The sequence below is a fragment of the Bacteroides cellulosilyticus genome (assembly GCF_020091405.1).
GTDB lineage: Bacteria > Bacteroidota > Bacteroidia > Bacteroidales > Bacteroidaceae > Bacteroides.
The window spans coordinates 2194896-2209713 of record NZ_CP081903.1; the positions used below are offsets into that span (position 1 = coordinate 2194896).

At 43.4% G+C, this 14818-nt stretch carries 9 protein-coding genes; 2 read left to right on the top strand and 7 right to left on the bottom strand.

The features are described from left to right. Positions 1 to 122: 122 nt before the first annotated feature. The 4 genes from K6V21_RS07585 to K6V21_RS07600 are packed head-to-tail and all read right to left on the bottom strand — an operon-like array spanning position 123 to position 4979. Positions 123 to 2207: a M3 family metallopeptidase gene (locus K6V21_RS07585; protein ID WP_224321408.1), complete on the bottom strand. Its 2085-nt coding sequence runs from the start codon at positions 2205 to 2207 to the stop codon at positions 123 to 125. Between the two features lie 45 nt (positions 2208 to 2252). Further along, positions 2253 to 3359, bottom strand: a complete 1107-nt coding sequence (locus K6V21_RS07590) for an endonuclease/exonuclease/phosphatase family protein (RefSeq protein WP_217715526.1) — start codon at positions 3357 to 3359, stop codon at positions 2253 to 2255. 14 nt (positions 3360 to 3373) lie between these two features. Further along, positions 3374 to 4264, bottom strand: coding sequence for a rhomboid family protein (locus tag K6V21_RS07595; protein ID WP_217715520.1), 891 nt, complete (start codon positions 4262 to 4264; stop codon positions 3374 to 3376). Continuing rightward, complete coding sequence (locus K6V21_RS07600) at positions 4245 to 4979, bottom strand: rhomboid family intramembrane serine protease (RefSeq protein ID WP_217715521.1); 735 nt, start codon at positions 4977 to 4979, stop codon at positions 4245 to 4247. The genes K6V21_RS07595 and K6V21_RS07600 overlap by 20 nt, the downstream gene beginning before the upstream one ends. Before the next feature lie 215 nt (positions 4980 to 5194). Between K6V21_RS07600 and K6V21_RS07605 the strand changes: the two genes are divergently transcribed. Beyond that, positions 5195 to 5467 carry an HU family DNA-binding protein gene (locus tag K6V21_RS07605; protein ID WP_217715522.1) on the top strand — a complete coding sequence of 91 codons (273 nt, stop codon included), beginning with the start codon at positions 5195 to 5197 and terminating at the stop codon, positions 5465 to 5467. A gap of 128 nt (positions 5468 to 5595) precedes the next feature. Then, positions 5596 to 7413: an arginine--tRNA ligase gene (argS, locus tag K6V21_RS07610; RefSeq protein WP_224321409.1), complete on the top strand. Its 1818-nt coding sequence runs from the start codon at positions 5596 to 5598 to the stop codon at positions 7411 to 7413. 73 nt (positions 7414 to 7486) lie between these two features. On the opposite strand, the gene topA is transcribed toward argS, so the two are convergent. The 3 genes from topA to K6V21_RS07625 form a co-directional block, all read right to left on the bottom strand. Beyond that, positions 7487 to 9844: a type I DNA topoisomerase gene (topA, locus tag K6V21_RS07615; RefSeq protein WP_224321410.1), complete on the bottom strand. Its 2358-nt coding sequence runs from the start codon at positions 9842 to 9844 to the stop codon at positions 7487 to 7489. A gap of 134 nt (positions 9845 to 9978) precedes the next feature. After that, positions 9979 to 11619, bottom strand: coding sequence for a TonB-dependent receptor (locus K6V21_RS07620; RefSeq protein ID WP_224321411.1), 1641 nt, complete (start codon positions 11617 to 11619; stop codon positions 9979 to 9981). A 20-nt stretch (positions 11620 to 11639) separates the two neighbouring features. Then, the gene (locus tag K6V21_RS07625) at positions 11640 to 14672 is read right to left on the bottom strand and encodes a tetratricopeptide repeat protein (RefSeq protein WP_217716026.1); all 3033 of its coding nucleotides are present in this window, start codon (positions 14670 to 14672) and stop codon (positions 11640 to 11642) included. Positions 14673 to 14818: the final 146 nt, after the last annotated feature.

The window sequence follows — 14818 nt, forward strand, 5'->3', positions numbered from 1 at the left end:
TTTTAATTAATTTCTGTTGCGTACAAGGCTGCAAATATAGTTTTTTTTTCACATTCGGAAGTAAAAGGAACTCAAATATTTGCACATGATAAAGAATTAACTCCCTCCGTATAGCAATGTTTTTATTTCATTCCGCGATTTTTTAACATCGGTTCCAGTTGTGGCTCCGTTCCGCGGAAGTTCTTGTAAAGAGTCATCGGATCTTCGCTGTTACCCTTTTCCAAAACGTTATTCCGGAAGAGGTCGGCTGTCTTTTTGTTAAAGATGCCGTGTTCCTTGAAAGCTTCGAAAGCATCGTTGTCCAATACATTTGCCCACAAATAGCTGTAATAGCCGGCAGCATAACCGCCAATGATATGGTTGAAGTAGGTGGTACGATAGCGTGGAGCTATTTCCGGAATAAGCTCCAGTTTGTCCATGGCCTCTTTCTCATATGCCAATATGTCCAGGTTCTGGGTATCTGTCAGATTGTGCAGATTCATATCCAGAATGGCAGCAGCCAGTAATTCGGTGGTCATGAAGCCTTGGTTGAAGGTTTTCTGATTCAGAATCTTTTCAATAAGGCTGTCGGGGATAGTTTCGCCGGTTTGATAATGTTTGGCATACATTTTCAATACTTCAGGTTCGGTAGCCCAATGCTCATTGATTTGTGAAGGCAACTCAACGAAGTCGCGTACTACGTTTGTGCCGGAAATACCTTTATAGTTGCATTTTGTCAGCAATCCATGCAGGGCATGACCAAATTCATGGAACAGTGTTTCCACTTCGTCAATAGTCAGCAATGAAGGCATATCGCCTACGGGCTGTGTGAAACTGCATACATTGCATACCAACGGGCGGATAGCGCCTTGTTGTTCGCGATAGTTGCTCATCCATGCACCACCGCTCTTACCCGGACGGGGGAAATAATCTACGTAGAAAACACCCAAGTGTGAGCCATCTGCATCTTTCACTTCGAATACTTCTACATCGGGGTGGTATACGGGGATACCTTCCAATTTCGTTAAAGTGATGCCATAAAGTTTATTAGCTACAGCGAAAGCGCCTTCGCGTACATTTTCTAACTTAAAGTAAGGTTTGATTTCGTCTTCTTCCAGATTGTATTTCTCTTTGCGGAGTTTTTCTGTATAGAACCACCAGTCCCACGCTTCCAGTTTTTCACCTTTGCCTTCTTTATCCATTATGTTCTGCAATTCAACAGCTTCGGCTTTTGCTTTTGGCAATGAATAGCTCCACAGGTTGTTTAAGAAGTCCATAACGGTTGTGGAATTTTTAGCCATCGTATTGTCCAAAACAAAATTAGAATAACAGTCGAAGCCCAGTAATTGCGCTTTTTCAAGACGCAGTTTTATGATGTCTGTAATAATCTTCTTGTTGTCATTCTTGTCATTGTTGTTGCCGCGGTTGATGTAGGCCTTGTACATTTGTTCGCGTAACGGACGATTTTCTGAGTATTGCAGGAATGGAAGACGACTGGCATTACCCAATGTAAACAGCCACTTGCCTTCTTGTCCGTCTTCTTTGGCTTTTTCAGCAGCGCTTTGACGGAACCAGTCGGGCAGTCCGGCAAGGTCTTCTTCCTTGTCTATATAAAGTTTGAAGGCGTTGTTTTCATTCAGGACATTATCACTGAATTTGATACCTAATGTAGAAAGTTCTTTGTTGACTTCGCGCAAGCGTGCCTGTTTATCAGGGGATAAGTTTGCACCGGAACGGACAAAGCCTTTGTAGGTCTCTTCCAGCAGGCGTTGTTGTTCGGTAGTCAGTCCCAATGCATCTTTCTGTTGGTATACAGCATCAACCTTCTTGAAAAGATCCTGATTCAGTGAGATATTATCACTGTGTTCGGACAATGTCGGGGCGAGTTTAATAGATAATTCTTTCAGATCATCTGTTGTTTCTGCTTCCGTCATATTATAGAAGATGGCACTAACCCGGTCCAGTGTCGGGGAACTATTATCAAGAGCAACGATTACATTTTCAAAGGTTGGCGCTTCGGAGTTGTCCACTATTGCATCTATATTTGCATTTTGCTCTTCAATGCCTTTCAGAAAGGCAGGTTCATAGTGTTCCAATCTGATTTTATCGAAAGGCGGTACGCCATGTTCGGTTTGGAACTCAGTCAGGAACGGATTGGTTTCCGTTTGCGTGGTACAGGAGTACATCATACAACTTGTAGCTAAAATAAAAATACACTTCTTAAACATAAGTTTTAAGTATTAGGTATAAAGTATTAATTATTAATTCGTTTTTCAGTCTTTTCTCTTCAGATAACACCAGATTGGATAATGGTCGGATTCTTTTATAGAACGGTCCACCGTACAGTTATAAGGTTTAAGGTTTTTGCTTGCCAGGATATTGTCTATCCGGAAATAGAATTTATTCTGATTATAAGAAATACCCAGCCCGCGGCCGGACTTGGTAAAAGCATCATTTAATCCTTTTTCAATGACCCGGTGTGCATAGGAAATGGGAGTATCGTTAAAGTCGCCGCAGACAATGATATAAGGGTATCGTGACGCTGCGATTTCCTGGGCGATACTGTCTGCTTGTGGGGCGCGAATGGCGGATGCTTCTGCCAGTTTGCGGATGAGCAGGCGTGCACCGCTTTTAACTTTTTCCGTTTCAGGAGATTTGAGCATACTTTCGTAGACTACTTTGTCTTCTTTAGTCAGCTTGTTAGATTCCAGATGATTATTGATGAGCATTACGGTATCTTCTCCCATTTTCAGTTCATAAACCACTGAGCCATTGTATTCACTGGCATAATCCAGTTTACGGGATGAAAGAATAGGGAATTTAGAGTAGCAGGCTATCCGGTTGGTGTGGCCTTTTCCACTTCCTCTTCCCACTATCTGGATGTTATGATAGGGATAATCTTTTAAAGCCTTTTCCACATCTTTCTGGCTGAGATAACGGGGAGATTCTATCGTTTGGTATTCTTGCAGGCATAAGATATCTGCTCCGCTATTCTTCAGATAATTCAGAATGAGATTCTCACCATCCTTTTTGACCGCTCCGTCGAAGCCCATGATGTTATATGACAAAACCTTGAAACTGTCTTCGGGTAATTTGCTTGTGTGGAAATTGAGCGGGAAATAAGTCCGTATTTGTGAATAGCATAAAAGAAATGCTACCAGTGGAAAAAGTGCAAACTTATACTTTTGGATAATAAGCCAAAAGATGAAAAAGCAGATGTTTATCACCAGGAAAATAGGAAATGTCAGCCCGAAGCAGGACTCTACGGGGTGAGCAACCGGCTTGATGTGCGGGCTGTAAGCGGTGAGAAGCAGCAAGCTTATAAAGAAAATATTAACCGCTAAAATCAGATAGGCTACGAATTTACCAATATGCTTTATTCCCATTTTCTGTACTATCGTTTGCTCGCATCGAAAAGACTTTTCTTTTCTTCTGTGGTCAGGCTTTCATATCCTGATTTTTTCAATTTATCGAGGATACGGTCTATTTCTTCGGATTGAGATTTCTTGCGGGCGTTGTAGTCATAGTCTTTCTGACGGCTGTTACCATAGTGAACTTTCATCTTCGGTTTGCGGGGCTTGAAACTGAACAGTGAAACGATAGCATCTAGAATTTTGTTAATCCAGGCAGTGATATCTTTTCCTTTACTGAGTCCGGCAGCAAACCAGAGTCCCGCCAATGCACCGCCCAGATGGGCAATATGTCCGCCTGCATTGCTGGATGTAATGAACAGTAAATCCGTACCGATGACAATCAGTGCCAGATATTTCAACCGTATCGTACCAAAGAGGAACAGCCGGATGGGGTAGTTAGGTTCGCGGTACGCTGTAGCAGCTACGATGGCAAGCACGGAAGCGGATGCCCCCAACATGAATGAATAATCGACCATCGGGCGGAAATACGGGAAGATATTATAGGCTGCCATGTACAATAATCCACCGCAAATACCTCCTAGGATATACGCTCCGCGCAGATGTTTGGCCGAGAAGAACATCAGGAATAGTGCTCCGAACCAGTATAGCCACAACATGTTGAACAAGATATGTAAAAATCCTGCATGCATAAACATATATGTGAACAGTGACCATGGCTGTATGATGAACTGTGTGAGTGAAGCGGGCAATTCCAGCCATTCAAACGCACCGCCGAGGCTGCGATTGAATAATTGCAGAATTACTTCCGTCAGCGTAGTGACTACAAAAACAGCTACGTTGATATAAATCAGCTGGATATAAATATTCCCTCTGCGAAAAGCTTCTTTAAGGTCAGTTATAATAGTACCCATTTCCTCTGTCTTTTTTTCTCCAGTACATTATCAGTATAAAACCGAATATCATACCACCCAAGTGTGCGAAGTGCGCTACATTGTCGTTAGGATTGTTGGCAAAACCAGCGTACAGTTCAATCAGTGCATATCCGATAACAAAGTATTTGGCTTTTATCGGAAACGGCAACGGAAATATGAATAGCGGCTGGTTGGGGAACAACATTCCGAAACCCAGCAAAATGGCATACACGGCTCCTGAAGCTCCTACGGTAACTCCGTTTAAGAGAGCATTCAGATTTGCCATGGGCGGATAGGTGTAATTCATATTATCCCGTATGATTTGAGCGCCTTCCTGATATACGGTATTAATCATCTCCGGACTCATTCCGGTCTTTGCAGCCTGAATGCGTATGTAAGTTACCAGCATGCTGATTAAGCCTGCGCCTATACCACATATCATGTAGTAAGATAAAAAGCGTTTGGGTCCCCATACTTGTTCGAGTATGCGACCAAACATCCATACGGCAAACATGTTAAAGAAAAGGTGCGTAAAACCTCCATGCATGAACATGTATGTGATAAGTTGCGCTATGTTAAAGTCATCGGCAAGAAAGAAATGAAGTCCCAGATAACGGGCTAAATCAAGATGATAACTTTGGGCAACAATGGTCGCAAGAAAGACCAGTACATTAATGATTAATAGGTTCTTAGTAACTGTTGGTATAGCATTCATAATTTATTATTTCGTTCAATAAGTCGCAAAAATACGAATAAATTCTGTTCTATAACAGAAAAACGCCTTTCTATTCTTTATTTTTCGCCAAAATCCAATCTTTTTTTAATGTTTTTATTTGATATTCAGAAATATTGCTCTATTTTTGTAGAGGTTTGTGAACGACTAATGCGGATATCTTTTGTGTAACATATTAATTCTTTAATTTTAGTATTATGAATAAGTCAGAACTTATCAACGCTATGGCAGCAGAGTCCGGTTTGACAAAAACGGATTCTAAGAAAGCATTAGATGCTTTCATGGCAGCAATCACGAAAGCCCTAAAGGCTGGTGACAAAGTATCATTGGTTGGCTTCGGTACGTTCTCTGTATCAGAGAGAGCAGCACGTCAGGGCATTAATCCTTCTACCAAACAGAGTATTACGATTCCTGCAAAGAAAGTTGCTAAGTTTAAACCTGGTATGGAGTTGACTTTGGTCGTCGAATAAAGGAAGGCTATGAATGAAAAATAGAAAAGGAGGCGCTACGAGGTGTCTCCTTTTTTATTATCCGTACAGATGGAGCGCGTAATTCACCAAAATATAGTATCTTTGCGCCCGGAAAATACTTTTAAATCATGAATATAGAAGATAAACTGGTAGCGTCCGTCATCAACGGACTGAAAGCGCTGTATGGACAGGACGTGCCTGCCGCACAGGTGCAACTGCAAAAAACCAAGAAAGAATTTGAGGGACACCTCACGCTGGTAGTTTTTCCTTTCCTGCGCATGTCGAAGAAAGGACCGGAGCAGACAGCACAGGAGATTGGCGAATACCTGAAAGCTAACGAGCCTTCGATAGCCGCATTCAATGTGATCAAAGGTTTCCTGAACCTGACTATCGCTTCTTCCGCCTGGATTGAATTGTTGAATGACATTCATGTTGATAAGCAATACGGTATTGTTGCTGCCACGGATAATTCTCCGTTGGTGATGATCGAATATTCTTCACCCAATACCAACAAGCCACTTCACCTGGGACATGTACGCAATAATCTTCTGGGTAATGCTTTAGCCAACATTGTGATGGCAAATGGCAATAAAGTGGTAAAAACAAATATTGTCAACGATCGTGGTATTCATATTTGTAAGTCCATGCTGGCCTGGTCCAAATATGGTAACGGTGAAACACCCGAATCATCCGGAAAGAAGGGGGACCATTTGGTAGGCGATTATTACGTAGCTTTTGATAAGCACTATAAAGCTGAAGTGAAGGAATTGACGGCTAAATTTCAGTCTGAAGGTGCGACGGAAGAAGAAGCTAAAGCAAAGGCTGAAGCCGCTTCTCCTCTAATGAATGAAGCCCGCGAAATGCTGGTGAAGTGGGAAGCTAATGATCCGGAAGTGCGTGCACTTTGGACTAAAATGAATAACTGGGTGTATGAAGGATTTGATGAAACTTACCGTAAAATGGGTGTAAGTTTTGACAAAATATATTACGAGTCAAATACCTATCTTGAAGGGAAAGAGAAGGTGATAGAGGGCCTTGAAAAGGGGTTCTTCTATAAAAAAGAAGATGGTTCCGTATGGGCTGACCTTACTGCTGAAGGTTTGGATCATAAGTTGCTACTACGTGCTGATGGGACTTCTGTTTATATGACTCAGGATATAGGTACAGCTAAATTACGTTTTGCTGATTATCCTATTGACAAGATGATTTATGTAGTAGGCAACGAACAGAACTATCATTTCCAGGTACTTTCCATCCTGCTTGACAAGCTTGGATTTGAGTGGGGAAAGAGTCTCGTACATTTCTCTTATGGTATGGTGGAATTGCCCGAAGGTAAGATGAAAAGCCGCGAAGGCACAGTGGTAGATGCTGATGATTTGATGGAAGAAATGATTAGTACTGCCAAAGAAACTTCTAATGAATTGGGCAAGCTGGATGGTCTGTCTCAGGAAGAAGCTGACAATATCGCTCGTATTGTTGGTTTGGGCGCCTTGAAATATTTCATCCTCAAGGTAGATGCCCGTAAGAATATGACGTTCAATCCGAAAGAGTCAATTGACTTTAATGGAAATACAGGTCCGTTCATTCAATATACGTATGCGCGTATTCAATCTGTAATGCGTAAGGCTGCTGAAGCCGGTATTGTAATTCCGGCTGAAATTCCTGTTGGTATTGAGTTGAGTGAGAAAGAAGAAGGCCTTATTCAGATGGTAGCCGACTTTGCTGCTGTAGTGAAGCAGGCAGGTGCGGATTACAGTCCCTCTATTATTGCCAACTATACTTATGACCTGGTGAAAGAATACAATCAGTTCTATCATGATTTTAGCATTCTGCGTGAAGAGAATGAGGCTGTGAAAGTTTTCCGTCTCGCTTTGTCGGAAAATATAGCGAAGGTAGTTCGCATCAGCATGGGCTTGCTGGGTATTGAAGTGCCGGATAGAATGTAAAAACAGCTATCTATAAAAATAATCAGCCCCGGAATGTATTGGTCATTCCGGGGCTGATTGCTTTATAATCCTTTTATGCTTTCTTCTTGGTATATTTCCCTCGTTTCGGCTTAGCTGGAGCTGATGCAGCTTTCTCGCTCTGCAATTTGATGATTTCCATGCAGGCGTCCAAGTTTAAATCTTCCGGAACGATATCCTTTGGGATTTTGTAATTACTGCCTTTATAAGCAATGTAAGGGCCATATCTTCCGTTCATGATTTCCAGCTCAGGTTCTTCGTCGAACTTCTTGAGGTGCTTCTTTGCTTCTGCTTCCGCTTTTTCTTTTATTAGTTCCAAAGCCTCTCCCAATTCTATTTCCATCGGATCTACGCCTTTGGGAAGTGAAGTATAAGTCCCGCCGTAGTAGATGTACGGTCCGAAACGTCCGGCATTGACAGTAACCGTTTTACCTTCATGCTCACCAAGGATACGAGGTAACTTAAACAGATCCATTGCTTCCTCTAAAGTGATTGTTTCGATGGATTGACCTTTCTTTAAAGGAGAGAAGCGGGGTTTTTCTTCATCTTCAGCACTTCCAATTTGTACTACAGGGCCAAAACGTCCGATTTTGACGCTTACAGGCTTGCCGCTAACAGGATCATCTCCCAATACGCGTTCTCCTGTTTTGTGTGCATTCTTGGCGGCGAGAGTACTTTCTACAGACGGATGGAAGGTTTTATAGAACGTCTTCATGATAGTCGTCCATTTTGTATCTCCCTCGGCAATCTCGTCAAATTGTTTTTCTACGTTGGCTGTGAAGTTATAATCCATAATGCTGGGGAAATACTGCGTCAGGAAGTCAGTCACTACTGTACCTGTATCTGTAGGTAGCAGTTTTGCTTTTTCTGCTCCGGTGATCTCAGTACGGGTGGCGTCTGTAATCTTATTTTTATTCAGGGTAATTACATTGTACGAACGTTCCTCACCAGTTTTATCTCCTTTTTCTACATACTCACGTTGTTGAACGGTAGAGATCGTAGGCGCATAAGTAGAAGGACGGCCAATGCCTAATTCCTCCAGTTTGCGCACCAAGCTTGCTTCTGTATAGCGGGGTGGATGTTGTGTAAAGCGTTCGGTGGCAGTAATGTTTTGGTACTCTAACTTCTGGCCTTTCTTTAGCGGTGGCAGCAGATGAGTTTCATCTTCCTGTTCCACATCGTCATCATAAGATTCTCTGTATACACGCAGGAAACCGTCGAATTTCACAACTTCTCCCGTGGCACTGAAAGCCTCGGATGTATTGCTTATACTGATGGTTGCTGTTGTCTTTTCCAGTTCGGCATCTGCCATTTGAGAAGCAATGGTACGTTTCCAGATCAGATCGTAGAGTTTCTTTTCTTGTGCACTGCCTTCTATCTGTGCATTCTCCATATATGTGGGACGGATAGCCTCATGCGCTTCTTGTGCTCCTTTGGTCTTGGTGCTGAAGTGGCGTGGATGTACGTATTTGTCTCCCATCATATTGGCAATGGCTTCTTTGCTGCCGTTGATGGCGAGTTCCGATAAGTTTACGGAGTCGGTACGCATATAAGTAATACGTCCTGATTCATACAGCCGTTGGGCTACCATCATCGTTTGTGCTACAGTGAAGCCAAGTTTGCGTGCGGCTTCCTGTTGCAAAGTAGAAGTAGTGAACGGTGCAGCCGGGCTCTTCTTTACCGGACGTGTCGTAATATCTTCAATGGTAAATATTGCCGATTGGCAGCTTTCCAAGAGCTTCTGCGCCTCAGCTTTGGTCTTAAGGCGGCGTGCAAGTTCCGCCTTCATCTCAACGAGTTTTCCGTCAGTGTCGGGAACAAGGAAAACAGCAGTGACTTTATAAGATGCTTCACTTTGGAAAGCATGTATTTCACGTTCGCGCTCTACAATGAGTCGTACGGCTACGGATTGTACACGTCCGGCAGAGAGTGCAGGTTTCACTTTTTTCCATAATACGGGAGAAAGTTCAAAACCTACAATACGGTCAAGAATGCGGCGTGCCTGCTGGGCATTGACAAGATTGATATCAATATTGCGTGGTTGCTCGATAGCTTTCAGTATAGCGGTTTTGGTGATTTCATGGAATACGATACGTTTGGTATGTTCCGGTTCCAGTTTTAATACTTCATACAAGTGCCAGGCGATGGCTTCTCCCTCGCGGTCCTCATCGGAAGCCAACCATACGGTATCAGCGTCTTTTGCTTCAGCTTTCAGTGTCTTAACCAGTGCTTTCTTATCTTCCGGAATTTCATAGTCCGGTTCAAAGTTTTTTTCAACGTCAATGCTGAATTCTTTCTTCTTCAAGTCGCGTATATGACCATAGCTGGAAAGAACCTTAAAATCTTTTCCCAGGAACTTTTCAATTGTTTTTGCTTTTGCCGGTGATTCGACAATGACAAGGTTTTTTGGCATAAATTTCTGTTTTATAGTGGCTCCTGCCACTGAATTTGCCCGCAAAAGTAGAAAAAAACAATTGTTTCCACCTTATAATATGTGGAGAATATATTCTTTTTTAGCAAAAATGACTTTTTTTGCCACGTTGTTTGTTAAAAACGAAAACTCACTCCACCCATGAAATTGATACCTTCTGTGGGATATCCCCAATAATATTGGTAGTCTTTGTTCAATAAATTGTTTGCACGCACATAGATTGATATGCCTTCAAAGACTTCGTAGCTACCGCCAAGGTATAGATTTCCAACCGGATCTACACGCTCGTTGCCTATCTTCTCACGAGTGATGTGCTGATAACCGAGGTTGATCAGGACAGAAGAAACCGGACGAATGTCTACCTTGAAATTTGCTTCGAAAGAAGGCATGTAATAGAGTAGCTGGTCTCCGCTGTTATTTTCTGTTTTAGCAGTTTTCCAGTCACGGTAAACGCCCGAAGCGGTGAAGGAAATAATATCCTTATAGCTGTAGCTGGCTTCGGCGCCTGCATATATGTTATGCATATTTCCTTGGAGCAATTGAAGGTATGAACCGCTATAGTTCGCAATTGCGGCAGAAGCAAGATTATTCTTTAAATCCTGATATCCACCATAAATATTAAACCATAAACCTGTTACTGGACTGGTCTTGAAGCCGAGGGCAGCATTCAGCTGTTCGTAGGTGGCATCCAGTTGTATATTACTCTGACCATAAGGTGAAACCATTTCCAGCCTGCGGAAATCATTAGCCTGTCGTCCGCCTGTAGCCTGGGCGTAGAGAATATAACTGTCAGAGAAGATATATTGGGCTGTCACGTCCGGTGCTACCCGGAATTTCTTGCCAAATCCGAATGCGAAATCCACGTGAGCGCCGAGACGGATTTTCCAGTCTTCGCTTTGATACAGATAATAGGGATTTAATTCCACAGAGGTATAATCTTCAAAAAGATTGTTCTTGTAGAATGTATTGTCCATGGAGAGATCTACTCCAACAAACTGCTCTTCAGAGATCGTTCCCATTGCACCGGCTTTTGTCCGTACCATAACTTCCTGTGCGTCCTGATATTGTATATCGTGTTGGCGTTCGTAGAACATCAGGTTGGTTTCGGCATGAAATTGAAGCGGTAATTCTTCGCTGGTTGATTTTATTCCGAAATGTACATCACCCGACAGGAATTTCTGCTTATTATTTGTGCTGCCGGGCATGAAGTTGAAGTTGCTTAGCCCGAAGTTTCCGGCTACATTTAAGTCCATTTTCCGGAAAGCATGTACATAATCCATGCCCGCATGTGTACGGTAATAACGTGCATCCCATTTATCCTTGGGATCAGGCAGATCTAACTTGCCATCCATGCCGTTCATGTGGAAATTCAGGTTCAGTTTGTCACTGTTAGGCAGGATGAACAGATAATTGGCACGAGCGTCCAGGTTGCCGTAATTGCCATATCCCAGACGGGCGTAGCCGCGTTTGGCTTTATCCTGGCTTTCAGCTCCTGTATACGCCTCCATGGTAGTTGCAGGGATATTTCCCGCAGGTGCGAGTGTGGCATCATATTCCACAGTCTTTTTGCTGGCTGTTGGCGGCATTACCTTGGGCAGTACGTTTACTTTGGAAGCATCTATGATGTCCGGATTATATTCTTGTTCTACCACGACCGTGCGGCTCAGGGTAGTATCTTTAGCTTGCGTTTGGGCTTGCACCCAGTTCGGTATGGTTATAAGTGCCAATGCCCCGAATATATATTGTACCTTTTTCATATTTATAATTGACGAGGTTTTTACTTCAGTTTTTCTAATCTTTCATTAATCATCTGTTCGATGTCATCGTCGGCATGGTAATTCTGTTGCAGGCTCAGCAAGTATTGGCGTGCATCCAGTTTTTTATCCATTGCTACATATACATCCGACAGCAGAACGAAACTTCTTGCCAGCCAGTAAGCGTGTGGTGTGCTCTGATCAATGAAGTTGAGTATTTCCTTTTCAGCAGCAGCGTATTCACCTGCCTTATACAGTTGTTGAGCAACCAGATATTTGGCTTCGGCCCCATAAAGTGTGCGTGTATCCTTAGCCAGTGTCTGAAGGTCGTTCATGGCTTTCTTGTCGGCGCGTTGGTTCAGATAAGCCTTGGCACGGAAATACAGGGCTTCGTTGCGTAGCTCCGGTGTCAATTTGGTTTCGGCAAGCAGGTCGGTGGCAGCAGCGATTGTTTCCACGTCATCCTGCATCAGGGCGGCACTGCGCAGCATTCCTGTTTCTGCAAGCTGTCGGCGTTCGGGAGTGGTAGCTTTTGCTTTCAACTGTCTGTAGTCATTCAATGCCTGGTCAAACTGCTTACGGTTGAACAGGATTTCCGCACGTGCAATGAGTGCTTCCTGTGAATAAGGATTATCTGGATATTCCAGCAGTTTGCCGGCATGTTCCAATACGGCGGCTTCATCCTTCTGTTCTTTGCCAATCACACAAAGATAGTAATGGGCGTTCAGACTGAATGCACCGTTGGGGAAGCTTTGCAGGTAACGGGTAAAGCTTGATTTGGCAGGAGCGATCTCTCTCTTCATATATACCTTTTCTGCGGCGATATAAGTCAGAGAATCCTGCTCACTGGCATCAAAGCGGATTTCTCCCGGCATCTTGGCTGCCAGGGCGGCAAATTCATCTACGCGGTTAGCGTCTACATAGATCGATTTCAGGTCACGCATGGCGAGACGTGCTTCTTCACTACCCGGATACTGGGTTACTACATGCTTGTAAGCATCTATCGCGCGATCATATTCATCGTTTTGGTAATAAAGCAGGCCGATTTCAGCAGCGGCTTTACGGCTGACCGGGCTTTCGGGATATTTATCCAGCAATTCTTTAAATGCTGCGATAGCCTGGCGACTGTTGCTTGTCTGTACATACGAACGGCCTTTTTCGTAAAGAGCATTTACGGTATAGGGTGAAGACGGATATTTGTTTGCCATGCGGTTGAGCAATGCAACCTTACCATCATAATCTTTTTGCAAGCCGGCAACCAAAGCCAGCTGATAGAAAGAATAATCACCTGCAGGAGTTCCCATGTTTTCTGCTTTGGTATAATACTGCTTGGCTTCATCGAAACGGCGTACGTGCAGATAACAGTCACCTATGCGATTGTAAGCATCTGCGAGTGCAGTGGGATTTTCTCCTTTTTCCAGTTGCGTGAATTTCAGGAAACGGTTCTGGGCAAGTGTGTAATCTTTCTCATGAAAAGCTATGTAGGCCAGATTATAGTATGCCAGTGCATAAGTTTCTGTATTTCTGTCCGGAGTAAGATTCAGATATTCACTGAAGTTACTTGCTGCTTCCTGCATCCGGTTCAGACGATAATAAGCTTCTCCTCTCCAATAAATAGCATCCGCCTTGTTTTGCAGATTATATTGTCCCAAGGCTACAGATTGGTTAAAGTAACCGATAGCTTCCTGGAATTGTGCATTGGCAAAAGACTGTGTACCGAGATGGAACAAGATTTTCTGTTTCGCCTCCAGAATTGCAGTGCTCGGGTGAGTGATTCGTTCGATGGATTTCAAGGCGGCTTCGTAACTGCGGGTATTCATGTATACCTCTACCAGATAACTGCTGACTTTGTCTACATATTGGGAGTTCGGGAATTCATTAAGGAATTTCTCGAAAACAGTAACAGATTCACCGAAAGCGGAATAGGAGGTTTCGTGAATACAAAGGGCGTAATTGTAAGCAGCCTGCTCTTTGACTTGCATATCTGCATTGGAGGCAGCAGCTTGCTCAAATGCCATGCGTGCCTTGTTCTTATCTGACATTTGCAGATAAGCCAACCCCATGTGCAGATAGGCATTTTGTGCCAATGCGTCATTTTCAGCGGTTACTTCACCGAGGGTATTGGCCGCTTTGGAGTATACACCGCAGTTGTAGTACGAAAGTCCCAGCATATAGAGTGCATCCCGACGGGGGGCAGCCTCTTTATTGTTTTCCAGATACTTTTCAAATGCCTCCATGGCTTCGTGATACTTTCCGAAGTGATAGTCGGCATCACCGAGAACGCGGTACATTTCAGCTGTATATTCATTATTCGGGTAGGCGGACAGATAATTCTGCGCTACTATTTCCGCTTTATCATAATTCTTTTTAATCAGGTAAATCTCTGCAATATAATAAGGTGCAAGCGCTTTGTATTTGGCGTTATCCTGTAAAGACAGGAAACCGGTCATTGCTTCGTCATAACGTTGCTGGGTGTAGCGGATATAAGAAATGTAGTATGTGCAATCGGCTGCATACTTTTTACTGGTGCTACGGAGAGTTTCGAACCATATGGCAGCTTCTTTCACATTACCTGTTTTCAAATAACAGGTTGCCAGACGGTACGTCATATCGTCGCGTTCTTCATTTCCCAACAGATCGAGACGGGCAGAATTGAACATAGCCATGGCTTCATCATATTTTCCTTCGAAGAAATATACGGATGCCATAAGTGCATAAATGCGATTGGCATAGGGGGTATCGGGATATTCATCCAGATAGGCCTGCAATTTGTCTAAACTTTTAAGGTCTTTTAGTTCGTAGGCAGCACATACCAGCATATACTCGGCTTCCATCCGTTCGCCTGTGACAGGCAGGGGCTTGCCTTCTGCATCTATCTGGCGTACGAATGCTTGCAACGGTGGGATGGCAGCTGCATACGCTTTTTGTTGGAACAGTGACTGTCCTTCCTGGTAAAGTCGTTGAGGGGAAGTGATATTCTCGCTGGTCTGTGCCGTAGCGAGCAAAGGTGCACAGCAGAGTGCCGTGCATAGTATTCGGGAGAGTTTATTCTTCATAATGCAACGCGTTTTTACAAAAGTACGGGTTTTAAGTCGAATTTGTTACACTTGTTTGGCTTTTTTAGGAATGGTGAGAAATAAATAGCATCTTTTCATTCTCCTATTGGGGAAATATTTTTTGCCAATAGGAGAAAAAAAACTTC